The following is a 24,118-nucleotide window of genomic DNA, read 5'->3' as shown; positions in this document are numbered from 1 at the left end:
ACACACAACAACGGCGCCCAAGGGCGCCGTTGTCGGGGTGCAGCATCTGCAGTGGATCAGAACTTCGCGTCGAACTCGGCCGCGTAGCCGGTGTTGACCAGAACCTTCTGCAGCACATCGGTGTTCTTCACGTTGCCGGCGACAATCTGCTGGGTCTCCGGGCCACGGCTGTCCATGCGGGCCGGGGTGGCGCCCTTGAAGTCGCAGACGCGGCCACCGGCCTCGCGCACCAGCAGCACGCCGGCGGCGATATCCCAGGCCTTCACGCCGGCCTCGAAGTACGTATCGGCACGGCCGCAGGCCACGTAGGCCAGGTCCAGCGCGGCCGAACCGGTGCGGCGCACGTCTTCGGCGTGGACCAGCAGCGCATCGATCGCCTTCAGCTGCGCACTGGTGCGCTGGCGTTCGCGCGGGGCGAAACCGGTGTGGATCATCGCGCCCTCCAGATCCTTGCGCTCGGCCACCCGGATGCGGCGGTCGTTCAGGACCGCGCCGGCGCCGCGGCTGGCGGTGAACAGTTCATTGCGGAGCGGATCGAAGATCACCGCATCGATCGGCTCGCCGTTCTCGACCAGCGCGATGGAAACACAGTAGTGCGGGAAGCCACGCAGGTAGTTGCTGGTGCCGTCCAGCGGGTCGATGACCCACATGTAACGGTTCGCCCCCTGCACGCCACCTTCCTCGGCCATGATCCCGTACTCGGGATAGGCACGCTTGAGTTCCTTGACGATGACCTTTTCCGCATCCGCATCGACTTCACTGGCATAGTCCATGCGCCCCTTCTGAACGACGTTCAACGCCTCCAGCTTGTTGATGTTGCGCAACAGGACGTTGCCGGCGAGGCGGGCGGCCTTGACCATGACGGTGACGGCGGGTTTCTGCATGGCGAAAAGCTCCCGTAAAGGCAGAGTTGGGGGTTTGGCGGGGGAAAAGAGCGGTCCCGGCGCAGAGGCCGGCCGCACAGTTTACCATTTGTAGCTGTCCTGCTCGCGTCTGGCCTGTTCATGTCCATTGAAAACGCTCCTTCCCGCATTCGATTTGTCCTGGTCGGTACCCAGCATCCCGGCAACATGGGCGCCGCCGCGCGTGCCATGAAGACCATGGGACTGGGCCGGCTGGTGCTGGTCGCCCCGGAAAAACCGCTCGACGAAGACGCCTTCCGGCGCTCGGCCGGTGCCGAGGACGTGCTCGGCGATGCCCCGGTGGTAGCCACCCTGGCCGAGGCCGTGGCCGACTGCACCCTCGTCCTGGGCTGCACCGCGCGCGCCCGCCGTGTCCAGCTGGAAGAGCTGCTGCCCGCCGTGGCCGCCCAGCGTGGCCTGGCCCATGCGGCCGAGCCGGCCGAGGTCGCCTTTGTCTTCGGCCGCGAGCGCACCGGCCTGAGCAACGAGGAGCTGCAGCTGTGCCATCTGGCCGTGCACATCCCCTCCAACCCGGAATTCAGCTCGCTCAACCTGGCCGCCGCCGTGCAGGTGCTGGCCTACGAACTGCGCATGGCCCAGCTCGGCGGCGTGGAAGGCGCCGCCCTGGCCGATCCGGAGTTCCGCGAGCAGCCGGCCAGCCATGCCCAGGTCGAAGGGCTGTTCGGCCAACTCGGCCAGGCGCTGGACGATATCGATTTCCACAAGGGCCGCGCGCCGGAATCGGCGATGCGCAAACTGCGGCGGCTGTTCCTGCGCACCGGATTGAGTGAACAGGAAGTCCGCCTGCTGCGCGGCATCCTTTCCGATGCGCAGCGGATGGCCCGATTGGCGAACAATACGCCCGAATGAGCTGACGCACTTCTCACTTTTTCGGGTAGGCTGTTCGGATTCCTTGGGGGAACGAATGCAAGTACCGGGTCTGCGCTGGCTGTTGCAGGGAGCTGTGCTGTGTCTGGCCATCGCGCTGATGACCGGGCCGGCCTATGCCGCTCCTGACAATGTGCTGGTGCTGGGCCGGATCAGCGACAACCCCAAGTCACACTATGCGCAACTGCAACCCCTGCTCGATTACGTGGTCCCGCGCATGCGTGATGTCGGTATCACCGAAGGCCGCATCCTGATGGCACCCGATGCCCAACAGATGGCCAGCTACCTGCGACGCGGTCGCGTCGACTGGGTCACTGAGACCTCCGGCACCGCCGTCGCGCTGGGCCTGCGCAGCGGTGCCCAACCGCTGTTGCTGACCGAGCGCAGCGGCGTGCGGGACTACTACACCGTGTTCTTCGTGCGCCGCGACAGCACCCTCGGCGCGCTGGCCGATCTCAAGGGACACACCCTGGCCCTGCAGAACGTGGCGTCCACCAGCGCCTACCTGGTGCCGGTGATGACCCTGCTCCAGCAAGGGCTGACCCCGGAAATCCTGTTGTCGGCGCGGGACGCGGCGGCCCCGGATACGGTGGGTTACGTGTTCGCGCGCACCGAAGGCAACATCGCCACCCTGGTCCACAAGGGGGTGGTCGATGCCGGCGCGGTCAGCAGCGTGGACTGGGCCGACCGCGCGCGGATCCCGGCGACCTTCCTGCGCGATTTCCGGGTCATCCACCGCACCGAGCCGTACCCGCGCGCGGTGGAAATGGTGCGTGCCGGGCTCGACGCCCGGGTGCGCGAGCGCCTGCAGCAGGTGCTGCTGGACGCTGCATCGGATCCGGATGCGCAGGACGCGCTGCAGAAATTTTTTGGTACGTCCAGGTTCCATCGGGTGGATGCGCAGATGCAGCACCGGTTGGATGAGCTGAAACAAGGGCTTGCACGCGTGCGGATGGAAGTGGAATGAGGCTGTTGGGTTCCGGGATGCAGGCGCGCTTCGTGCTGGCCATGAGCGGCGCGATGCTGGTGGTGGTGGTGATCGTGGCGGTGGTGCTGGGGCGCCAGGCGGCCATGCAGGACGAGGTCAAGCACCTCAGCGGCAATGTCATCCACGATCTGTTTGATCGCAGCGTGCGCAGCCGTGGCGAGGCCCTGGCGCGCGAGTTGTCCGATGCGCTGGCCAATCCGCTGTACTACAACGACCTGGAACAGGTCGGCGCGCTGGTGCGTAACACCTCGCGGCAGCAGGTGGTGCGCTACGTGCTGGTGTTCGACGAAGACGGCAAGCTGATCCACGACGGCTCCAGCGAAGTGATCGACTTCGGCCGGCCCATGCGTGATCCGCTGGCGCCGGGCGCGGTGGCCGCGCGCGCGCTGGTGGTGCAGCAATCGCCCAAGGTGCTCGACAACGCCATGCCGATCATGATCGGCAACCAGCGCCTGGGTGGGGTCCGTGTCGGCATGGCGCTCGATGACGTGCAGGCCATGGAGCTGCGTGCCAACCAGACCCTGGGCGAGCGCCTGCAGCAGGTGGGCAAGCGCCACCTCGGCTGGCTGCTGCTGATGCTGGGGCTGCTGGTGGGCATCGGCGCGGGCATGATCCTTTACGTGCAACGCACCCTGGTCACCCCGATCCGCTGGCTGGCCGGTGCCGCGCGCCAGATCGAGGCGGGTGATTACCAGTTGACGCTGCATGAAAGCCCGCGCAAGGACGAGGTCGGCGAGCTGGTGCGTGCGTTCGGGCGCATGAGCGAGTCGATCGCCCGGCATGACCGCGAGGTGCGGCACATGGCCTACACCGATGCGCTGACCGGCCTGACCAACCGGCTGGCCTTCCGCGAGGCGCTGGACCATCGGCTGATGGCTGCGCGCGCCTCCGGACATCGGCTGGCGCTGCTGTTTGCCGACATGGATGACTTCAAGCGGGTCAATGACACCCTCGGCCACGAGGCCGGCGATGAGGCGCTGCTGCAGTTCGCCCAGCGGATCAGCACGGCGGTGGCCCAGTCCGGTGGCGATGAGGCCCTGCTGGCTCGTTTTGGTGGCGATGAGTTCGTGATCCTGATCGGCGACGGGGACGTTGCCGCCGGTGCGCGGCAACTGGCCGACGTGCTGGTACGCGAGCTGGGCAAGCCCTTGTTCGTGCAGGGCCGGGAGTTGTTCCTGGGCACCTCGATCGGCGTCACCCTGTTCCCCGACGATGCTGCCGATGCGACCACGTTGCTGAAGAACGGCGACATCGCGATGTACCAGGCCAAGATGGCCGGCAAGAACTGTTACCGCTATTACAGCCGGGCCATGGACCACGCGGTGGAGCGCCGCGTGCACATGGAGCAGGAGCTGCGCGGGGCCTGGGAGCGCGGCGAGCTGCGGCTGGTCTACCAGCCGATCTTCCGCACCCGCGACCGCCGCATGGTCGGGGTGGAAGTGCTGCTGCGCTGGCAGCACCCGACCCTGGGCACAATTCCGCCGTCGGTGTTCATCGAAGTGGCCGAGCAGAGCGGGCTGATCGAAGTGATCGGGCCCAAGGTGCTGCGCGCGGCCTGCATGGAGGCGGTGCAATGGCCGCACGGTGCCGACAACGAGGGCCTGTTCGTCTCGGTCAACGTGTCGCCGCGGCAGCTGCGCGGAGGGGAACTGCCGACCCTGGTGGCCGACTGCCTGCGCGATACCGGCCTGCCGGCCTCGCGACTGCACCTGGAGCTGACCGAAACGGCGGTGATCGGCGATGAACTGCTGGCCGCGCAGCTGCTGGACAAGCTGCACCGCACGGGGGTGAAGGTGTGGCTGGATGACTTCGGCACCGGCTTCTCCGGCCTGAGCCACCTGCGCCAGGTGCCGGTGGACGGGGTCAAGATCGACAAGAGCTTCGTGGCCGACATGCAGCGCGACCCGGACGACCTTGCCCTGACCACGGCGATCATCGCCATGGCCCATGCGCTGGGCATCACGGTGGTGGCCGAGGGTATCGAGCAGGAAGTGCAGTTCGACCTGCTGTGCCAGCGCGGTTGCGACCTGGGCCAGGGCTACTGGCTGAGCCACCCGGTCAGCGCCACCGAGGTGGTGGCCTTGATCGAATCGGGGGTCTAGGGCGCAACGACCAACGGTCGTTGCCTACCGCACCCGTCACCCGGCCCCGGTAGGCGGCCACCGTGGGGGGGTCGCAATGCGCGATCCCGCCGCATCGGTAGGCGACCACCGTTGGTGGTCGCATGCCCTCACACCGGGCGTTTGCTGCTGTCGCCGGAGATCTCGCGCACCAGCCTGGGCACCAGGTACCCCGACAACCGTGCGGTCAGCTGCGCGTGGAGGTCCTTGGCGGTGTCATCGGCGACCTCGAAATGGGCCACGCCTTCGACCCGGTCCACCTGGTACAGGTAGTAAGGCAGCACGCCGGCGGCGAAACTGCGCTCGCTCAGCGCCTGCAGGGCGTCCACCGAATCGTTGACCCCGCGCAGCAGCACCGCCTGGTTGAGCAGGGTCGCCCCGGCCGCGCGCAGCCGCGCCATCGCGGTGTCCACCGAGGCGTCGAACTCGTTGGCATGGTTGGCGTGGATCACGAACGCCAGCGGCCACGGCAGGCTGGCCATCCACCGCACCAGTTCGTCGTCCACGCGCTCGGGCAGCACCACCGGCAGCCGGCTGTGGATGCGCAGGCGGCGCAGGTGCGGAATCTTCTTCAGGGCATCGGTGAGTTCGACCAGCTTGTGGGTGGCCAGCGACAGCGGGTCGCCGCCGGACAGGATCACCTCGTCGATGTCCGGGTCCTGGGCGATCGCCTCGACCGCATCGCGCCAGCCTTCCCGGGCCGCGTTCTCGCTGCCGTAGTCGAAATGCCGGCGGAAGCAGTAGCGGCAGTTGATCGCGCAGCTGCCGGTGGTCACCAGCAGGGCCCGGCCACGGTACTTCTGGATCACCCCGGTGGCCTTCTTGGCCAGGCCGTCGCCCACCGCATCCAGGCTGAAGCCCGGCACCACCTGCATTTCGTCGCTGACCGGCAGCACCTGGCGCAGCAGCGGGTCATGGCGGTCGCCGGGGCGCATGCGGGCGATGAAGCCCTGCGGCACGCGCACCGCGAACTGGCCGGCGGCCTCGGCCGACAGGGGCAGGGCATCCGGGTCCAGGCCCAGCTGCTGCAGTAGTACCCGCGGGTCGCGGACCGCCTCGCGCCACAGCTGTTGCCAGCGCACGGGGGTGGGCAGGGGCGTGGCGGAAAGCTGCATGGAATGGGGGCCTGCGGTTATCATGTCGGTCAGAAAAACGAGTCACCCCACCGGTGCCGGTGGGTTTTCCATTCTATCCGGCTCGCCGCGCCTGCGCGGCGTTTGCCCATTCAGGAGTTTCAGCATGGCCACTGTTGGCATGAACGATGTCAAGAACGGGATGAAGATCCTGATCAACAACGAACCGGCGGTCATCACTGAGACCGAGTACGTCAAGCCGGGCAAGGGCCAGGCCTTCACCCGCATGAAGTACCGCTTCATCAAGTCCGGCCGCGTGGTCGAAATGACCATGAAGGCGACCGATGACGTGGAGAAGGCCGACGTCGTGGATACCAACATGGACTTCATGTACGCCGACGGTGAGCATTGGCACTTCATGGACCCGGAATCCTTCGAGCAGTTCCAGGCGGTCAAGTCCGGCATGGGCGGCGCGGAGAAGTGGCTGAAGGGCGAAGAGTCCTGCATCGTCACCCTGTGGAACGGCGAGCCGATCTACGTCCAGCCGCCGAACTTCGTCGAGCTGAAGATCACCGAGACCGATCCGGGCGTCCGTGGCGACACCTCCGGCGGCGGCGGCAAGCCGGCCACCCTGGAAACCGGCGCAGTGGTCCGCGTGCCGCTGTTCGTCAACCAGGATGAAATCATCAAGGTCGACACCCGTTCGGGCGAATACTCCGCACGCGTCAAGTAATCCATGGTAGAGCCGACCGTTGGTCGGCTGCCAATCCACGTAGAGCCGACCGTTGGTCGGCTGCTCCAGCAGAAGCCGGCCACGGTGGGTTTCCTGCGAAAGGCAAGCCGACCAACGGTCGGCTCTACGCGGTCGGCCCCGTAACGCCACCCGTCGCCCCCCGACAATCCCGGTCGCCCACGTCTTCGGGTCGTCCCCCAGCACAGTGAGCAGCATGACCGACACCTCCAGCATTCCCGAAACCTGCGACCTGCTGATCGAAGCCGGTTACGTGGTCCCGATCGAGCCGCATGCGGTGGTGCTGGAAGACCATGCCGTGGCCGTGCGCGGCAGCGAAATCATCGCGATCCTGCCGCGTGCCGAGGCGCGTGCGCGCTTCGCACCGAAGCAGACCGTCTCGCGCCCCGACGCGGCGCTGATGCCGGGCCTGGTCAACGCGCACACGCACAACCCGATGACCCTGCTGCGTGGCATTGCCGACGACCTGCCGTTGATGGTGTGGCTGCAACAGCACATCTGGCCGGTGGAAGCGGCGGTGATCGGGCCGGAATTCGTCGCCGACGGCACCACCCTGGCCATCGCCGAGATGCTGCGGGGTGGCACCACCTGCGCCAACGAGAACTACTTCTTCTCCGACGTCCAGGCCGCGGTCTACAAGCAGCACGGCTTCCGTGCGCTGGTGGGCGCGGTGATCATCGATTTCCCGACCGCCTGGGCCAAGACCGACGACGAGTACTTCGCCAAGGCCGGCGAACTGCACGACCAGTGGCGCGGCGATCCGCTGATCGGCACCTCGTTCGCGCCGCACGCGCCGTATACCGTCAACGACGCCAATTTTGAACGCGTGCGCATGCTGTCCGACCAGCTGGACATGCAGGTGCACCTGCACACGCATGAAACCGCGCAGGAAATCAGCGACTCGATCAAGCTGCACGGCCAACGCCCGCTGGCGCGGCTGGACCGGCTGGGCCTGGTCAACGACCGCCTGATCGCGGTGCACATGACCCAGCTGACCGAGGCGGAAATCCACCTGTGCGCCGAGCGCGGCGTCAGCGTGGTGCATTGCCCGGAATCCAACCTCAAGCTGGCCTCCGGTTTCTGCCCGGCGTGCGCGCTGCAGCGTGCCGGGGTCAACCTGGCCATCGGTACCGATGGCTGCGCCAGCAACAACGACCTGGACATGTTCAGCGAGAACCGCACCGCGGCGATCCTGGCCAAGGCCGTGGCCAACGATGCCACCGGCCTGGATGCGGCCACCACGCTGCGTGCGGCGACCCTGGGCGGTGCACGCGCACTGGGCTTCGGTGAGCGCATCGGTTCGATCGAAGTGGGCAAGCAGGCCGACCTGGTCTGCGTGGACCTGTCGGCACTGGAAACCCAGCCACTGCACAACGTGCTCTCGCAGCTGGTCTATGCGGCCGGCCGCCACCAGGTCAGCGATGTCTGGATTGCCGGGCAGCCCAAGCTGGTGCAGCGCGAGCTGGTCGGCATGGACACCGCCGCGATCGTCGCCAACGCGCGCCAGTGGCGCGAGCGCATCCGTCATATCCGTGCCTGACCGCACCGAGGACCTGCTTATGAACGCCCCCCACGCCTCCACCAATTTCGACCAGGCCGAACTGGACAAGTTCGCCGCGCTTGCCAACCGCTGGTGGGATGCCGACGGCCCGCAGAAGCCGTTGCATGCGCTGAACCCGGTGCGCCTGCAGTACGTGGCCCAGCGCGTCAGCCTGCGCGGCGCGCGGGTGCTGGACATCGGCTGCGGTGGCGGCCTGCTCAGCGAAGCGCTGGCCAGGGAAGGGGCGGAGGTCATCGCGGTCGACCTGGCGCCCGAGCTGCTCAAGGTCGCGCGCCTGCACAGCCTGGAATCGGGCGTGCAGGTGGATTACCGCCTGCAGGCCGCCGAAGACCTGGCCGCCGAACAGCCGGGCAGCTTCGACGTGGTGACCTGCATGGAGATGCTGGAGCACGTGCCGGACCCGGGCGCGATCATCGCTGCCTGCCAGCGCCTGCTCAAGCCCGGTGGCCACCTGTTCCTGTCCACGGTCAACCGCACCCCGGCCGCGTTCGCGGTGGCCATTGTCGGTGCCGAATACGTGGCGCGGCTGCTGCCCAGGGGCACCCACCACTACCAGGATTTCATCAAGCCGGCCGAGCTGGGCAAGTGGCTGCGCGAGGCCGACCTGAGCCTGCGCGATGTCAGTGGCATGGCCTACGAGCCTTGGCGCAACAAGGCGCGGCTGAGTTCGCGCACCGACATCAACTACCTGGCCCATGCGGTGAAGCCCGATGACGCCGCCGGTGTCTGAGTCCGGTTTCCCGCAGGCGGTGCTGTTCGACCTGGATGGCACCCTGCTCGACAGCGCACCGGACATGCTGGCCACGGCCAATGCCATGCTGGCCGCGCGTGATCGCGCACCGATCCGCTTGGAGATGTTGCGGCCGGTGGTATCCAAGGGCTCGCGGGCGATGGTGTCGGTGGCGTTCCCGGAACTGGGGCAGGTCGAGCGCGATGCGCTGGTGCCGGAATTCCTGGCCCGCTACGAAGCCCTGATCGGCCAGCATGCGGTGCTGTTTGACGGGGTGGCCGGCATGCTCGACGCACTCGATGCGGCCGGTTGCGCCTGGGGCATCGTCACCAACAAGCCCGAATACCTGGCGCGGCTGATCGTGCCGCAGCTGGGCTGGGAAGCGCGCTGCAAGGTGCTGATCGGCGGCGACACCCTGGCCCAGCGCAAACCGCACCCGCTGCCGCTGCTGGCCGCCGCCGAACGCCTGGCGATCGACCCGGCGAGCTGCATCTATGTCGGCGATGACGAGCGCGACATCGTCGCCGCCAACGCCGCCGGCATGGCCTCGGTGGCCGCGCTGTGGGGCTACCGCCTGGATGCCGACGACCCGCTGGCATGGGGCGCCGAGACGATGGTGGAACAGCCCGCGCAGCTGCAGCGCGCCGACGCCTGGCCGCCGGCCCGCGCGCTGGCCCGATAAACAACGGTGGCGAAGGTGGATGCCGACCGTTGGTCGGCATGCCTGCGCCCCGGTAGGTACCGACCGTTGGTCGGTACGCTCTTCAAAGGATTCCCGTGAGTACTTCCAGCGCCCTCGACAGCTTCCTGGACAAATGGCGAACCCGTTGGCCGGAATGGTCGGTGGCCGAACCCTTCGTGCCCGAAGCACAGCGCACCGTGGTCATCGCGTGGTTCTCGCTGCTGCAGGAGTTCGACGACATCCTCAACACCAGCGGCGACCCGATGCCGTCCGACGCCAAGCTGGCGTGGTGGGGCGAGGAACTGCGCAGCTGGGCCGGGCAGCGCTCGCGCCACCCGCTGGGCCGCCTGCTTGAGCCGGTGCGTGCGCCGTGGGCCGCGCTTGCCGAGGCCCTGCCGGACCTGATCGACGCGCGTGCCGTCGCGCTGGAGCCGGCACAGGCCCTGCACGCGCTGCAGCGCTATGCAGCCGCCGTGGCCGCAGTGGAAACGGTGATGTTCGATAGCCCGACGCGCGGCGACGTGGCTACGCCGGTGTTGCTGCAGGCCCTGGCCCAGCGGCTGCAGGATGCCGGCGTGGCGGCGGTGCCGCGTTCGCTGTTGGCGGCCGCGGACGGCAACGCGGCCCAGCAGTGGGCACGGCAGCTGCTGGCGAAATGGCCAGCCCGCGTGGCCGGCCCGCGGCCGCGCCGCATGTACGCCTCACTGGCCCGCACGCGCCTGCAGGCCCAGGCCGAGGGCCGCGAACTGCAGGCCACGCCGATGCGCACGCTGCTGCGCACGTGGTGGGCCGGACGCGGCTGACGGCGCGTGCCGACCAACGGTCGGCACCTACCGGTGACGTTGACCACCCCGGTGGGTTGAGCGCCACCGTACATCGCCACCCCGGTGGGTTGAGCGCCACCGTACATCGCCACCCCGGTGGGTTGAGCGCCACCGTACATCGCCACCCCGGTGGGTTGAGCGCCACCGGACATCGCCACCCCGGTGGGTTGGTCGCCACCGTACGACGTCACCCCCGTGGATTGGCCGTCACCGCACATCGCCACCCCGTGGATTGGCCGTCACCGTACGTCGTCACCCCCGTGGATTGGTCGTCACCGTACGTCGTCACCCCCGTGGATTGGCCGTCACCGTACGTCGTCACCCCCGCGGATTGGCCGTCACCGTACGTCGTCACCCCCGTGGATTGGCCGTCACCGTACGTCGTCACCCCCGCGGATTGGCCGCCACCGTACGTCGTCACCCCGGTGGATTGGCCGCCACCGCACATCGCCACCCCGTGGATCGGTCGCCACCGTACATCGCCACCCCGTGGATCGGTCGCCACCGTACATCGCCACCCCGTGGATCGGTCGCCACCGTACATCGCCACTCCGTGGGTTGGCCACCACCGTACGTCGTCGCCACCCCCTTGGGTCGGCCGGCACTCACGGGTAGGTGCCGACCGTTGGTCGGCACGCGTTACTTCCCGCGTTCGAGCACCAGCAGCGGGTCGATTCGGGTATCGAACCAGTTCATGCCCCAGTGCAGGTGCGGGCCGGTCGCGCGTCCGGTGGCACCCACCGCCGCGATCACCTGGCCCTGTTCGACCCGGTCGCCCACCTTCACGTCGATGCGCGACAGGTGCAGGAAGTTCGAGCTGATCCCGAAGCCATGGTCGAGCAGCAAGGTGCCGCCGGTCAGGTACAGGTCCGGGCCGGCGAAGGTGACCACGCCCGCGGCGGGTGCCTTGACCGGGGTGCCGGTCGGCACGGCGATATCCATCCCCGAATGCCCCGAGCCGGGCTGCCCGTTGTACACGCGCGCATTGCCGAAGCGGCCGCTGATGCGGCCCTGCACCGGCCAGATGAAGGCCTGGGCGAAGTCGGCGCGGTTGTCGTCGCGCGCACGCGCCGCCGTGACCTGGGCCTGCTCGCGCTTGATCCGTTCGGCGATCGCCGGCGGCGGATTGACCGTCTTCGGCGGCACGCCGTTCACGCGTTCGGTCGGCCAGTCGCGCGCGGTCACCGCGATGCTGACCGTTTCACGACCACCGTCCGGCCGCTGCACCTGCAGCTGCAGCGGTCCCTTCTCGTCGCGGCCGATGCCGAATACCACGCTGCCATAGCCGCTCACCCGCAACGTGCGGCCGGCGTACTGCACGACGCTGCCGGCGGGCACCTTGCCGATCACCATCGCGCCCTGCGAGGCGCTGGCCGGGAACACCACGCGGGCATCGGCCTGGGCGGCGACGGGCGAGGGCAGCAGGCCGGCCACGCCCGCGACACCCGCCGCGAACAGGCCCAGGGCCACGATGTGTGCCCGCATCAGCGGTCGTAGCTCATGCGCTGGCCGTTCGGCGCGCCGACCAGCTTGTCGCCATCCCAGGCCAGTTCGCCGTTGACCCAGGTCGAGGCGATCCGCGAGCGGAAGGTCATGCCTTCAAACGGCGACCAGCCACACTTGGACAGGATGTCCTCGCGCTTGACCGTGAACGGCACGTCCTCCACCAGCACCAGGTCGGCGAAGTAGCCTTCGCGCAGGTAGCCGCGCTCGCTCACGTCGAACAGCTGCGCCGGGGCATGCGCGAACTTCTGCACCACCTGGGTGATTTCCAGCTTGCCTTCGTGCACCAGCTCCAGCGCGGCGACCAGTGCGTACTGCACCAGCGGCAGGCCGGACGGGGCCTGGGGGTAGGGCTTCTGCTTCTCTTCCAAGGTATGCGGGGCATGGTCGGTGGCCAGCACGTCGATCACATCCTCGGCCACGGCGCGGGTCAGCGCTTCGCGGTCGCTGGCTTCCTTGATGGCCGGGTTGCACTTGATCAGGTTGCCCAGCCGCGCGTAATCGCTGCGGTCGAAGCGCAGGAAGTGGATGCAGGTCTCGGCGGTGATCTGCTTGCGGCTGCCATCGGCACGGATCAACGGGCCGCGTTCAAACAGCTTCAACTCATCGGCGGTGGAGATATGCAGCACGTGCAGACGGGTGCCGTGCTTCCTGGCCAGCGACACCGCCAGCTCGGAGGACTTCAGGCAGGCCTCGCGCGAGCGGATGTCAGGGTGCTGCTCGGCACTCAACGCATCGCCGTACTTCTCGGCGTACGCCTTGGCGTTGGCGTCGATCATCGGCGTGTCTTCACAGTGCGTGATGATCGGGGTCGGCGCGTCGCGGAAGATCGCATCCAGGGTTTCCGGGTTGTCCACCAGCATGTTGCCGGTCGAGGCACCCATGAACACCTTGATGCCGGGGGCGGTCTTCGGGTCCAGGATCTGGATGTGGGCCAGGTTGTCGTTGCTGGCCCCCATGTAGAAGCCGTAGTTGGCGCGCGCGCGGCCGGCGGCGGCGTCGTATTTGGCCTGCAGGATCTCGGCAGTGAGCGCCGGCGGATTGGTGTTGGGCATGTCCATGAAGCTGGTCAGCCCGCCGGCGACGGCCGCGGCCGATTCGGTGGCGATGTCGCCCTTGTGGGTCAGGCCCGGTTCGCGGAAATGCACCTGGTCGTCGATCATGCCCGGCAGCAGCCAGCAGCCGGCGGCGTCGACCACGGTTTCGCCCGGGCGGGGTTCCAGACCGGCGCCGATCTGCGCGATGCGGCCATCTTCGATGCGCAGGTCGCCCTGGGAGATGAGGCCTTCGTTGACCAGGCGGGCGTTGACGATGAGCGTGGAGGACATTTCAGTGTTTTCCTGTGCAGCGGCAGGCAGCATCGTGCGGGGCGCGCGGCGGCACCTCGTCGATACCACCGGGATGGAAGGGATGGCAGCGGCCCAGCCGGCGCGCGGCCAGCCAGCTGCCGCGCGCGGGACCATGGATGGCGATGGCTTGCATGGCGTATTCAGAACAGCTGGGCATGAAGCGGCAACGCGGCCCCAACAGCGGGCTGATGAAGCGCTTGTAGAGGCGCAGCAGGGCGATGAGCAGGCGTGAGATCACCTGCCAATCTTAAGGCAGTTGGCATGAAGGGCGCATTTGTCGCAGGATGGGGTGTTGGACCTGCTCGCGCCCACGCGCGTGGCAGGCCGCTCCGGCGCTTGGCGCCGGGTCAGGTACCGAACTGCGCGCGACGGTCCGTTTCGATGGCGGACTGGTTCCACGGCTTGTGACTCCGGGGCTGAACGGAGCAGGAGGTGTGGTTGCCGCTGCTGGTCGGGTAGGCTATAAAGGCCCGCTTTCCCGGGCCCCGGGGAAACCAAGGAAGAGCGTTTCGTGGCTGCTAAAAAAACTGCAAAGAAGGCCGTCAAGGCCGCCAAGAAAACCGCCAAGCCTGTTGCTAAGAAGTTGGCGGCCAAGTCCGTTGCCAAAAAACCGGCCACCAAGCCGGCTGGCAAGCCTGCATCCAAACAACCGGCGGCCAGGACGGCACCCGTAAAGAAACCTGTCGCCAAGACCCCTGCCAAGGCGGTCAAGAAAGCCGTCGCCAAGAAACCGGTGGTGAGCAAGGCGCCGGTAAAGAAAGCTGCGCCGGCCAAGAAGGTCGTGGCCAAGAAGGCTGCGCCCGGCAAACCGTCCAAGCCGGTCGCCAAGGCGCCGGTGAAGAAGGCCGCTGCGGTGACCGTGGCCAAGAAATCCGTGAAGCCGGCCGCTGCCAAGCCGGTTTCCAGGCCTGCACCGGTAAAGAAGGTCGCGGCCAAACAGCCGCCGGCCAAGCCGGTGAAGGCAGTCAACAAAACCGCCAGCAAGCCCGTGGCAACCAAGCCGGCGGCCAAGCCGGTTGCAGTACCTGTAGTGAAGTCCGCACCGAAGCCGGCATCGCCGGCGCCGGCCAAGTCTGTCCCGGCCAAGAGCGCGGCCAAACCTGTTACTTCTCCGGCGTCCGCGCCGGCGCCGGTAGCGGCCACCCCCGCCTCCAAGGCCCCGCAAAACAAGAATCCCGTGCCCGTTTCGAAATCGCCTGCAAAAAATCCCGCAAAGTCCGTGTCCGCCCCCAAGCCCGTGTCGCGTCCGGTCGGCAAGGTCGCCGTTGCCGTGGCAGCGCGTTCGGCCGCTCCGGCCCCGCGCACCAAGGTCAAGGTGGTGGAATACAAGACTGACGAAGCCACCGGCCGTCCGATCCTGCCTACCGGCTACAAGCCGAGCGCGGAAGAGGAATACATGAGCCCGCTGCAGCTGGAGTACTTCCGCCAGCGCCTGCAGCACTGGCGCAATGATCTGGTCGAGGAATCCAAGCAGACCATCGCGAACCTGCAGGAAGAAGTGCGTGATATCGGCGATGAAGCCGAGCGCGCCACCCGCGAGACCGAGAACTCGCTGGAACTGCGTACCCGTGATCGTTACCGCAAGCTGATCGGCAAGATCAACAGCACGCTGAAGCGTCTGGAAGACGGTGACTACGGTTATTGCGTGGACACCGGCGAAGAAATCGGTCTGGATCGTCTGGAAGCCCGCCTGACTGCAGAACGCACCATCGACGCCCAGGAGCGTTGGGAGCACATGCAGAAGCAGCAGGGTGACTGATTGGTTGTGGTTGTTTTTTTAAAAGCTTAAAAGCTTCAAAAGCCCGGCTTCGGCCGGGTTTTTTTGTGCCCGCGATTTTGGCCGTTCTTTGAGGGAGAGAGCCCAGGCCGCGTGCGACCGTGAGTGGGCCGGGGTGGGTGAGTTCGCGGGGCACGCTGCAAGTCCCCCTCCGGGGCCCGGCCACGCCGCATAGCGGCGCGGCGTTCAGTCGTGCGCGAGGCAGTGCCTCGCAAGCGCACGCCTTCACCCTTGTAAGCTCCGTCGCCGCATCCATGCGGCTCAGGGCCCCGCAAACTCACCCACCCCCGCCCCAGACAGGTGGCCGGTGGCCATGGAAGAGCAGATCCAAGCGAGGCCTCGCACGTTTACTCACCTTCCCAAACCCTTTTCTGATCCCTGATCCCTGATCCCTGATCCCTGATTTCAGATTTCAGATTTCAGATTTCAGATTTCAATGAAATCTTCGGATTTCATGATTTGGAAAGTTTTGGGGGGAGGGGGAGGGGGAAGAGGGGAAGGGAGGCGGGAAAAGCGGCTCCGCCGTTCCCATGCGCACCAGAAAACTGTCGGGGGTCGGGGCGGGTGGGTAGCCGGGGCCCTCCACCGCATGGATGCGGTGGCGGAGCTTACACGGATGTACTTGCAGCGTGCCCCGGCTACCCACCCGCCCCGGCCCAGCCCCAGAAGCCAGCACGCCATGAGCACTGGCTCTAGCTCCGGCTCCGGCTGTTCCGCTTCTAAAGCGACCCGCGCCGCACGCGCCAACACCCCTCTCTACTGCAAATCGCGCAGATTCAACCGCCGCAACGTCGGGTTCTTCCAGGCCGTCACTCCCGCCACGCTCAACACCGCGAACCCGCCCAACACCACCGCCGGCACCAATCCCAGCACCCGCGCCATCGTGCCCGCGTAGAACGCACCCAGCTCGTTGGACGAACTGATGAAAATACCGTTGATCGACGATACCCTCCCGCGCATCTCCTCCGGCGTCGCCAACTGCAGGATCGTCGAACGGATCACCACCGACACCCCATCGAAAGCCCCGTAGAACAGCAGGATCAGCGCCGACAGCCAGAAGCTCGAGGACAGCCCGAAGCCGATCACGCACAGCCCGAACCCGGCCACCGCAAACAACAGCACCCGCCCCGCATTGCGCTGCAGCGGCCGGCGCGCCAGCCACAGGCCCACGCACACCGAACCCAGCGCCGGCGCGGCACGCAGGATGCCCAGGCCTTCCGGACCGTAGTGCAGGATCTCCTTCAGGAACGCCGGCAGCATCGCCACCACGCCCCCCAACAGCACCGAAAACATGTCCAGCGCCATCGCCCCGACCATGATCCGGTTGCCCAGCACGAAGCGGCCGCCCTCAGCGATGCTCTTGAAGATCGGCGCGGCCGGGCCCGTGTGTACCGGCTCGGAAACCCGCAGTGCGCCCAGGCAGCCGACCGCGACCAGTGCCACCGACGCCGCCACGCCGTAGGCCACGCCCTTGCCGCCCCATGCCACCAGCACCCCGCCCAGCGCCGGACCGAGCACCATGCCGGTCTGGAACATCACCGCCCCCAGGCCCGCGCCGCGTGCGTAGTGCTGGCGCTCCAGCACCCGGGCGAACAGTGCGTTGTAGATCGGCGACAGGAACGCCCGGACCATGCCGGTCATCGCAATCGCCGCGTAGATCGGCCACACCCCATGGAACGGCAGCCAGCCCTGGGCGACGGCGGTGAGCACCACCGCGGTCAGCACCAGCCCGCTGGCCGCGACCATGCCCAGCTTGCGGCGCGGCAGGTGGTCGACCAGGTAGCCGGCAAACGGCGCCACGCAGAAGAACGGCACCACTTCGGCCAACCCGACCAGGCCGAGCGAGAACGGATTGCGGGTGACTTCGTAGATATGCCAGCCCACCGTGACCGCCACCACCTGGTAGGACAGCATCGCGCAGATGCGGTAGGCCAGCAGCAGTGAGAAGCCGGGCCGGGCCAGCAGGCCCAGCGCGCTGTCGGCCGGGTCGGCGGGGGCGTCGGGGCTCACGAGGGGACGTGCTGCGACTGCGCGGTCTCGCGGATGAAAGCGAGCATGGCCGCCACGCCGTTGCTGCGCGTGGGCGACAGGTGGCGCGACAGCCCGATGTCCTGGATGTAAGTGGGTTCGGTGGCCAGGATCTCCGCAGCCGAGCGGCCCGAGTACACCCGCAGTGCCAGGTAGATCAGCCCGGAGACGATCGCCGAGTCGCTGATCGCGTGGAAGCGCAGCGCCTCGGCGTTGCCTTCGGGGACGATCCAGACCATCGACTGGCAGCCGAGCAGGCGGTGCTGTTCGGTCTTCCACGCTTCGGGAAAGGCCGGCAGCTTGCGGCCGAGGTCGATCAGGTACTGGTAGCGCTCGGACCAGTCGCCGAAGAAGGCGAACTCCTCGGCGATGGCGGCCTGGGCTTGCGCGGCGGTGGGTTCAAGCGGGAACGGGGATGCGGTGGTCATGGGGGACTCCAGGCCGGTGTGCGCCTTCCGTGGTAAGGCCTTGATGGTTCGGGGAATGCACCCGGCCGTCCGTGGCCAGGTCCGGTAGCGCCCGACCGTGGGTCGGGCGACTTGATTCAGCAGGTCGGGCGGCGGTTCAGCGCTTGCGTACCCAGCGCACGCCCTGGGCGGTGTCTTCCAGCACGATCCCTTCGGCGGCGAGCTGGTCGCGGATCGCGTCGGCACGGGCGAAGTCACGGGACTGCTTGGCCGTGCCGCGTGCATCGATCAGCGCCTGGATGCGCGCGTCATCGTCGGCATCGCCCGGGGCATTGCCGAACCACGCGGCCGGATCCTGCTGCAGCAGCCCCAGCGCCAGGCCGGCACCGAGCAGCGCGGACTTCCAGCCGGCCTGGTCGGCGGGCGAGGCCTTGCGCGCTTCGCCGGCGATGCGGGCCAGCTCGGCCAGCGCCTGCGGGGTGTTGAGGTCATCGTCCAGCGTCGCCTCGATCTCGGCCGGGATCACCGCACTGGCCGGGATCTCCGCCAGGTCGCGCAGGGTGCCGTACAGGCGGTCCAGGGTGCGCACCGACTGCTCGATCAACGCGTCCGACCAGTCCAGCGGCTGGCGGTAGTGGGCCGACAGCAGCGCCAGCCGCAGCGCCTCCGGGGCGTGCTTGCGCACCAGGTCGTGTACGCGCTCGATGTTGCCGACCGACTTGCTCATCTTGGCGCCGCCGAAGTTGAGCATGCCGTTGTGCAGCCAGAACCGGGCGAAGGTCTGCCCGCCGTGGGCGCACTCGCTCTGCGCGATCTCGTTCTCGTGGTGCGGGAACTGCAGGTCCACGCCACCGGCATGGATGTCGATGGTCGGCCCCAGGTGCGCGGCGGCCATCGCCGAGCACTCGATGTGCCAGCCTGGGCGGCCACGGCCCCACGGCGAGTCCCAGCCGGGCAGGTCATCGCTGGAGGGCTTCCACAGCACGAAATCGCCCGGGTCGCGCTTGTAGGGCGCCACGTCGACGCGGGCGCCGGCGAGCATTTCGTCCGGATCGCGGCGCGACAGCTTGCCGTAGTCGGCATAGGAACTGACCGAAAACAGCACATGGCCTTCGGCGGCATAGGCATGCCCGGCGGCGATCAACTGCTCGATCATCGCCACGATCTGCGGGATGTGGGCGGTGGCTTCCGGTTCGATATCCGGCGGGGCCACGCCCAGCGCGGCCATGTCGTCGCGGTAGGCGGCGGCGAAGCGGTCGGTGATGGTCGAGATCGGCACCGCCTGTTCACACGCAGCGGTGTTGATCTTGTCGTCCACGTCGGTGATGTTGCGGGCGTAGCGCAGGCCGCCGAAGCGGCGTCGCAGCAGGTCGGCCAGCACCCCGAACACCACCGGGCCACGGGCATTACCGATGTGGACGTAGTTGTAGACCGTGGGGCCGCAGACATACAGGGTCGGACAGGTCGGATCGAGCGGGGTGAACGGTTCGAGCTGGCGTGTCAGGTTGTTGTGCAGGCGCAGGGTCATGGGTCGGTGGTGGGGTGGAGAGGGGGCAAGCCCTCGATTTTAGATCACATCGGGCCCCAGCGCCGAGGCCCCGGGCCGGGCGGGCGAGGGGCGGGCTATGGGCAGAATCGTCGCGGAAGGGTAATGTTCAGCCCCTTGTGCTTGGCACTGCCTAAACTATCCCTCTTGTCCTCCAACCTGTTGCCGATGAAATCCACTTCGTTGTTGACGCTGGCCTGCCTGCTGGGAGGTGCCGCCTTCGGGGCGTGCGCCCAGGAGGGCGAGGCCCGTAACCGGGTGGTGATCGTGGAGAACGTCAAGTTCGACTATGCGCAGGTGCTCAATGTCGAACCGGTGTTCCAGACCCTGCGCGCCACCCGGACCGAAGAACACTGCGAGCCGGTCTCCACCCGGACCCTGGCCCCGGTCAACGTGACCGGCGAGGAGCCGCAGGAAGACAAGGGCCGTTTTGGCCGCTTCATGGACTCGGTGCGCTCGATCTTCCGCCGTGAAGACGGCACCGAGGAAGAGATTCCGGTTGCCGAAGCGCCGGCCCCGGCCGCCAACAACGGCCCGCTGCTGACCCGCGAGTGCCGGATCATCCCGGTGGGTCGCGAGTTCCGCCGCCCGATCGCCTATGACGTGGACTACGTCTACAAGGGCACCAAGTACCGCTCGCGCCTGCCCGAAGATCCGGGCAACCGGCTCAAGATCCGGGTCTCGATCACCCCGTGGATCGGCCCCGAGCAGGGTGGCCCGGCCAATCCGTGACCCGGGTTGCCCGATAGCCGTCCCGCCGGCGTACCGACCCACACCGGGTACGGCGTCGGGTTGAACTGAGGCCTTGCACCCACCCCGGGTGCATGCAAAGATGGGCGGCCATGAAACTCACCGACTTCCAGCACGACACCAGCGCCGCCCGTATGGCCACGGGCATGACCTCGCGTGCCCGCCGACCGGAACCCCACATTTTCGCTGGGTAACCGGAGCTTCGTGCTGTCTGTTCGGAAAACCCAGCCCCCGCGCTGGGTTTTTTCGTTTCTGCAATCTGAAAAGTTTCATCTGTATTTGTTTTCCTGAGCCATGAACGCGCCTCGGCGCCCCCGAAAGGATCGATCGATGTCCCTGAAGCACTTCCTGAACACCCAGGATTGGAGCCGCACCGACCTGGATGCCCTGCTGACCCAGGCTGCGCTGTTCAAGCGCAACAAGCTGGGCGACGAGCTCAAGGGCAAGTCCATTGCCCTGGTGTTCTTCAATCCGTCCATGCGCACCCGCACCAGCTTCGAGCTGGGGGCCTTCCAGCTGGGCGGCCATGCGATCGTGCTGCAGCCGGGCAAGGATGCATGGCCGATCGAGTTCAACCTGGGCACGGTGATGGACGGTGATACCGAAGAGCACATCGCCGAAGTGGCCAAGGTGCTGGGCCGCTACGTCGACCTGATCGGGGTGCGCGCGTTCCCGAAGTTCATCGACTGGTCGCAGGACCGCCAGGATCTGGTGCTCAAGAGCTTCGCCAAGTACTCGCCGGTGCCGGTGATCAACATGGAAACCATCACCCACCCGTGCCAGGAACTGGCCCACGTGATGGCGTTGCAGGAACACTTCGGCACCCAGGACCTGCGCGGCAAGAAGTTCGTGCTGGCCTGGACCTACCATCCCAAGCCGCTCAACACCGCGGTGGCCAACTCGGCACTGACCATCGCCACCCGCATGGGCATGGACGTGACCCTGCTGTGCCCAACCCCGGATTACCTCCTGGACGAGCGCTACATGGGCTGGGCCGAGCAGAACGTGGCCGAGAGCGGCGGGTCGCTGCAGGTCAGCCATGACATCACCAGCGCCTACACCGGTGCCGACGTGGTGTACGCCAAGAGCTGGGGCGCGCTGCCGTTCTTCGGCAACTGGGAACCGGAAAAACCGATCCGCGACCAGTACAAGCACTTCATCGTCGACGAAGCCAAGATGGCCCTCACCAACAACGGCGTGTTCAGTCACTGCCTGCCGCTGCGCCGCAACGTGAAAGCCACCGACGGGGTGATGGATTCGACCCAGTGCATCGCCATCAACGAGGCCGAAAACCGCCTGCATGTACAGAAGGCGATCATGTCGGCATTGATCGGCCGCTGAGATTGCGTTGATTCCCCATTTGCCCACCGCCGGGCAGCGCCCGGCGCTACGAGACCTGACCCCCATGAGCAACAAAGACATCGTCCTGGCCTTCTCCGGCGGACTCGACACCAGCTTCTGCGTGCCTTACCTGCAGGAACGCGGCTACAACGTGCACACCGTGTTCGCCGATACCGGCGGCGTGGATGACGACGAGCGCGATTTCATCGAGAAGCGCGCCGCCGAGCTGGGCGTCACCAGCCACGTCACCGTCGACGGTGGCCCGGCGATCTGGAACGGCTTCGTGAAGCCGTTCGTGTGGGCCGGCGAAGGCTACCAGGGCCAGTACCCGCTGCTGGTCTCGGACCGTTACCTGATCGTGGATGCCGCGCTCAAGCGCGCCGCCGAACTGGGCACCAACATCATTGCCCATGGCTGCACCGGCATGGGCAACGACCAGGTCCGTTTCGACCTGGCCGTGAAGGCGCTGGGCGATTACCAGATCGTCGCGCCGATCCGCGAAATCCAGAAGGAACATACCCAGACCCGCGCCTACGAACAGAAGTACCTGGAAGCGCGTGGTTTTGGCGTGCGTGCCAAGCAGCAGGCCTACACCATCAACGAGAACCTGCTCGGCCTGACCATGTCCGGTGGCGAGATCGACCGTTGGGAAGCGCCGGGCGAGGGTGCCCGCGGCTGGTGCGCACCGCGCAGCGCCTGGCCGATCGAGCCGCTGACCGTGAAGCTGACCTTCGTCGAAGGCGAAGCGGTCGCGCTGGACGGCAAGGCCCTGCCGGGCGAGCAGATCCTGGCCAGGCTCAACAAGCTGTTCGCCTCGTATGGCGTGGGCCGTGGCGTGTATACCGGCGACACCGTGATCGGCCTGAAGGGTCGTATCGTGTTTGAAGCCCCGGGCCTGGTCTCGCTGCTGGCCGCGCACCGCGCGCTGGAAGATGCGGTGCTGACCAAGCAGCAGAACCGCTTCAAGCCCGACGTGGCGCGCAAGTGGGTGGAGCTGGTGTACGAAGGCTTCTACCACGACCCGCTCAAGACCGACATCGAAGCCTTCCTGAAGTCATCGCAGGCCAAGGTCAACGGTGAGGTGGTGCTGGAAACCCGTGGTGGCCGCGTCGATGCGGTGGCGGTGAGCTCGCCGCACCTGCTCAACACCAAGGGCGCCACCTATGCGCAGTCGGCCGACTGGGGCGTGGAAGAGGCGGAAGGCTTCATCAAGCTGTTCGGCATGAGCTCCACGCTGTACGCGCAGGTGAATCGCTGATCGATTGATCGACGTGTCCGGCGGGTGCGCGCTACCCGCCGGGCGTTTAACCGGACCGAGACCATGAACCTGCATGTCTGCACCGATAAACAGCGGCTCGATGTCGCGCTGATTCACCAGTATCTGTCGACCCAGGCGTATTGGAGCGAAGGGATTCCACGGGAAACGGTGCAGCGGGCGATCGACGGCTCGTTGTGCGTCGGCGGCTACCTGGACGATGGCAGCCAGGTGGCCTTTGCCCGGGTGATCACCGACGGTGCGACCTTCGGCTACCTGGCCGATGTGTTCGTGTTGCCCGGCCACCGCGGGCGCGGCTACAGCACGGCGTTGATCGAGGCGGTAATGGCGCAACCGTCGCTGCAGGGCCTGCGCCGTTTCATGCTGGCCACCCGCGACGCGCATGGCCTGTACGCACGCTTCGGATTCGCCGCGCCGGCGCGCCCGGAGCTGCTGATGGAAATAGCGCGACCCACGATCTACCAGGATGCGGCCGTTGCCGCAGTGAAGGACTGACCCCGCATGCTCGAGAACACCCTTACCCACCTGCAGGCCCTGGTGTCGTTCGACACGCGCAATCCGCCGCGTGCGATCACCACCGGCGGCATCTTCGATTACCTGCGCGCGAACCTGCCCGGCTTCACCGTGGAGGTGATCGACCATGGCGACGGCGCGGTCAGCCTGTATGCGGTGCGCGGGACACCGAAGTACCTGTTCAACGTGCATCTGGATACGGTGCCGGACTCGCCGCACTGGAGTGCCGACCCGCACGTGATGCGGCGCGCTGAGGATCGCGTGATCGGGCTGGGCGTGTGCGATATCAAAGGGGCCGCGGCCGCGCTGGTGGCGGCGGCCAATGCCTCCGGTGGTGACGCGGCGTTCCTGTTTTCCAGCGATGAAGAAGCCAATGATCCGCGCTGCATCGCCGCGTTCCTGGCCCGTGGCATCCCCTATGAAGCCGTGTTGGTCGCCGAGCCGACGATGAGCGAAGCGGTGCTCGCGCACCGTGGCATCAGCTCGGTGCTGATGCAGTTCGCCGGCCGTGCCGGGCATGCCTCGGGCAAGCAGGATGCGGCCGCCAGCGCGTTGCACCAGGCCATGCGCTGGGGCAACCGCGCGCTGGACCATGTGGACACTTTGGCGCACGCGCGTTTTGGTGGCCTCACCGGCCTGCGCTTCAACATCGGCCGGGTCGAAGGCGGGATCAAGGCCAACATGATCGCCCCGGCCGCCGAGCTGCGTTTCGGTTTCCGCCCGCTGCCGTCGATGGACATCGATGCGCTGCTGGCCACCTTCGCCGGCTTTGCCGAACCGGAGGCGGCGGTGTTCACCGAGACCTTCCGTGGCCCGAGTTTCCCGGCCGGCGACATCGCCGAAGCGGAGAACCGCCGGCTGGCCGCGCGCGACGTGGCCGACGCGCTGGATATCCCGATCGGCAACGCGGTGGACTTCTGGACCGAAGCCTCGCTGTTTTCCGCCGGTGGTTACACCACGCTGGTGTATGGCCCGGGCGACATCGCCCAGGCCCACACCGCCGATGAGTTCGTGACGCTGGAGCAGTTGCAGCGTTACACCGAGTCGGTGCACCGCATCATCGCCAACGGCGCCTGATCCCATGATGCCGTCCTCGCGAGTTGATGACG

22 protein-coding genes are annotated in these 24,118 nt (G+C 67.2%); 14 read left to right on the top strand and 8 right to left on the bottom strand.

The window, feature by feature from the left end; translation table 11 throughout:
- Window positions 1–56 precede the first annotated feature (56 nt).
- Entirely contained in the window at window positions 57–884 is an 828-nt protein-coding gene (locus AC3IR9_RS13745; RefSeq protein ID WP_489291288.1) for an inositol monophosphatase family protein, read from the bottom strand.
- A 120-nt stretch (window positions 885–1,004) separates the two neighbouring features.
- Here AC3IR9_RS13745 and AC3IR9_RS13740 point away from each other — a divergent pair, with 120 nt between their 5' ends.
- The 3 genes from AC3IR9_RS13740 to AC3IR9_RS13730 are packed head-to-tail and all read left to right on the top strand — an operon-like array spanning window position 1,005 to window position 4,880.
- On the top strand, window positions 1,005–1,772 hold the full coding sequence (locus tag AC3IR9_RS13740; RefSeq protein WP_489291286.1) for an RNA methyltransferase: 768 nt from the start codon (window positions 1,005–1,007) through the stop codon (window positions 1,770–1,772).
- 55 nt (window positions 1,773–1,827) lie between these two features.
- A complete protein-coding gene (locus tag AC3IR9_RS13735) occupies window positions 1,828–2,757 on the top strand; it encodes a phosphate/phosphite/phosphonate ABC transporter substrate-binding protein (protein WP_489291284.1) in 930 nt (309 codons plus the stop codon).
- Window positions 2,754–4,880 carry a putative bifunctional diguanylate cyclase/phosphodiesterase gene (locus tag AC3IR9_RS13730; protein WP_489291283.1) on the top strand — a complete coding sequence of 709 codons (2,127 nt, stop codon included), beginning with the start codon at window positions 2,754–2,756 and terminating at the stop codon, window positions 4,878–4,880. Before AC3IR9_RS13735 ends, AC3IR9_RS13730 begins: the two co-directional genes overlap by 4 nt.
- A 128-nt stretch (window positions 4,881–5,008) precedes the next feature.
- On the opposite strand, the gene epmB is transcribed toward AC3IR9_RS13730, so the two are convergent.
- Complete coding sequence (gene epmB / locus AC3IR9_RS13725) at window positions 5,009–6,013, bottom strand: EF-P beta-lysylation protein EpmB (RefSeq protein WP_489291282.1); 1,005 nt, start codon at window positions 6,011–6,013, stop codon at window positions 5,009–5,011.
- A 124-nt stretch (window positions 6,014–6,137) separates the two neighbouring features.
- On the opposite strand from epmB, the gene efp reads away from it, so the two are divergent.
- From efp to AC3IR9_RS13700, 5 genes are all read left to right on the top strand, one after another.
- Window positions 6,138–6,704: an elongation factor P gene (gene efp, locus AC3IR9_RS13720; protein ID WP_489291281.1), complete on the top strand. Its 567-nt coding sequence runs from the start codon at window positions 6,138–6,140 to the stop codon at window positions 6,702–6,704.
- Between the two features lie 214 nt (window positions 6,705–6,918).
- The gene (locus tag AC3IR9_RS13715) at window positions 6,919–8,262 is read left to right on the top strand and encodes a TRZ/ATZ family hydrolase (protein ID WP_489291280.1); all 1,344 of its coding nucleotides are present in this window, start codon (window positions 6,919–6,921) and stop codon (window positions 8,260–8,262) included.
- Window positions 8,263–8,281: 19 nt separating this feature from the next.
- Window positions 8,282–9,013 carry a bifunctional 2-polyprenyl-6-hydroxyphenol methylase/3-demethylubiquinol 3-O-methyltransferase UbiG gene (gene ubiG / locus AC3IR9_RS13710; RefSeq protein ID WP_489291278.1) on the top strand — a complete coding sequence of 244 codons (732 nt, stop codon included), beginning with the start codon at window positions 8,282–8,284 and terminating at the stop codon, window positions 9,011–9,013.
- Window positions 8,994–9,695 carry a phosphoglycolate phosphatase gene (locus AC3IR9_RS13705; protein WP_489291277.1) on the top strand — a complete coding sequence of 234 codons (702 nt, stop codon included), beginning with the start codon at window positions 8,994–8,996 and terminating at the stop codon, window positions 9,693–9,695. Before ubiG ends, AC3IR9_RS13705 begins: the two co-directional genes overlap by 20 nt.
- Before the next feature lie 95 nt (window positions 9,696–9,790).
- Window positions 9,791–10,498 carry a squalene/phytoene synthase family protein gene (locus AC3IR9_RS13700; protein WP_489291275.1) on the top strand — a complete coding sequence of 236 codons (708 nt, stop codon included), beginning with the start codon at window positions 9,791–9,793 and terminating at the stop codon, window positions 10,496–10,498.
- A 660-nt stretch (window positions 10,499–11,158) separates the two neighbouring features.
- On the opposite strand, the gene AC3IR9_RS13695 is transcribed toward AC3IR9_RS13700, so the two are convergent.
- The 3 genes from AC3IR9_RS13695 to yidD are packed head-to-tail and all read right to left on the bottom strand — an operon-like array spanning window position 11,159 to window position 13,609.
- Window positions 11,159–12,004, bottom strand: a complete 846-nt coding sequence (locus AC3IR9_RS13695) for a M23 family metallopeptidase (protein ID WP_489291274.1) — start codon at window positions 12,002–12,004, stop codon at window positions 11,159–11,161.
- Window positions 12,004–13,350, bottom strand: a complete 1,347-nt coding sequence (locus tag AC3IR9_RS13690; protein ID WP_489291272.1) for a dihydroorotase — start codon at window positions 13,348–13,350, stop codon at window positions 12,004–12,006. The genes AC3IR9_RS13695 and AC3IR9_RS13690 overlap by 1 nt, the downstream gene beginning before the upstream one ends.
- Before the next feature lies 1 nt (window position 13,351).
- On the bottom strand, window positions 13,352–13,609 hold the full coding sequence (yidD, locus tag AC3IR9_RS13685) for a membrane protein insertion efficiency factor YidD (protein WP_489291270.1): 258 nt from the start codon (window positions 13,607–13,609) through the stop codon (window positions 13,352–13,354).
- A gap of 273 nt (window positions 13,610–13,882) precedes the next feature.
- Between yidD and dksA the strand changes: the two genes are divergently transcribed.
- A complete protein-coding gene (gene dksA / locus AC3IR9_RS13680; protein ID WP_489291269.1) occupies window positions 13,883–15,130 on the top strand; it encodes an RNA polymerase-binding protein DksA in 1,248 nt (415 codons plus the stop codon).
- A 774-nt stretch (window positions 15,131–15,904) separates the two neighbouring features.
- Here the strand turns inward: dksA and AC3IR9_RS13675 are convergent.
- The 3 genes from AC3IR9_RS13675 to cysS all read right to left on the bottom strand — a co-directional run bounded on the left by AC3IR9_RS13675 (window position 15,905) and on the right by cysS (window position 19,111).
- Window positions 15,905–17,158, bottom strand: a complete 1,254-nt coding sequence (locus AC3IR9_RS13675) for an MFS transporter (RefSeq protein WP_489291267.1) — start codon at window positions 17,156–17,158, stop codon at window positions 15,905–15,907.
- Window positions 17,155–17,604 (bottom strand): SufE family protein, encoded by a 450-nt coding sequence (locus AC3IR9_RS13670; protein WP_489291264.1) that lies wholly within the window; start codon window positions 17,602–17,604, stop codon window positions 17,155–17,157. The genes AC3IR9_RS13675 and AC3IR9_RS13670 overlap by 4 nt, the downstream gene beginning before the upstream one ends.
- A gap of 136 nt (window positions 17,605–17,740) precedes the next feature.
- The gene (cysS, locus tag AC3IR9_RS13665; RefSeq protein WP_489291263.1) at window positions 17,741–19,111 is read right to left on the bottom strand and encodes a cysteine--tRNA ligase; all 1,371 of its coding nucleotides are present in this window, start codon (window positions 19,109–19,111) and stop codon (window positions 17,741–17,743) included.
- Between the two features lie 186 nt (window positions 19,112–19,297).
- Between cysS and AC3IR9_RS13660 the strand changes: the two genes are divergently transcribed.
- From AC3IR9_RS13660 to AC3IR9_RS13640, 5 genes are all read left to right on the top strand, one after another.
- Window positions 19,298–19,861 carry a hypothetical protein gene (locus tag AC3IR9_RS13660; protein ID WP_489291261.1) on the top strand — a complete coding sequence of 188 codons (564 nt, stop codon included), beginning with the start codon at window positions 19,298–19,300 and terminating at the stop codon, window positions 19,859–19,861.
- 348 nt (window positions 19,862–20,209) lie between these two features.
- Entirely contained in the window at window positions 20,210–21,220 is a 1,011-nt protein-coding gene (locus tag AC3IR9_RS13655) for an N-acetylornithine carbamoyltransferase (protein WP_489291260.1), read from the top strand.
- A gap of 64 nt (window positions 21,221–21,284) precedes the next feature.
- Entirely contained in the window at window positions 21,285–22,478 is a 1,194-nt protein-coding gene (locus AC3IR9_RS13650) for an argininosuccinate synthase (protein WP_489291259.1), read from the top strand.
- Window positions 22,479–22,541: 63 nt separating this feature from the next.
- Window positions 22,542–22,991, top strand: a complete 450-nt coding sequence (locus AC3IR9_RS13645) for a GNAT family N-acetyltransferase (protein WP_489291258.1) — start codon at window positions 22,542–22,544, stop codon at window positions 22,989–22,991.
- A 6-nt stretch (window positions 22,992–22,997) separates the two neighbouring features.
- A complete protein-coding gene (locus tag AC3IR9_RS13640) occupies window positions 22,998–24,086 on the top strand; it encodes an acetylornithine deacetylase (RefSeq protein WP_489291257.1) in 1,089 nt (362 codons plus the stop codon).
- Window positions 24,087–24,118 lie beyond the last annotated feature (32 nt).

The sequence above is a fragment of the Stenotrophomonas sp. GL_101 genome (assembly GCF_057835675.1).
This window is presented reverse-complemented; position numbering and strand designations above follow the sequence as displayed.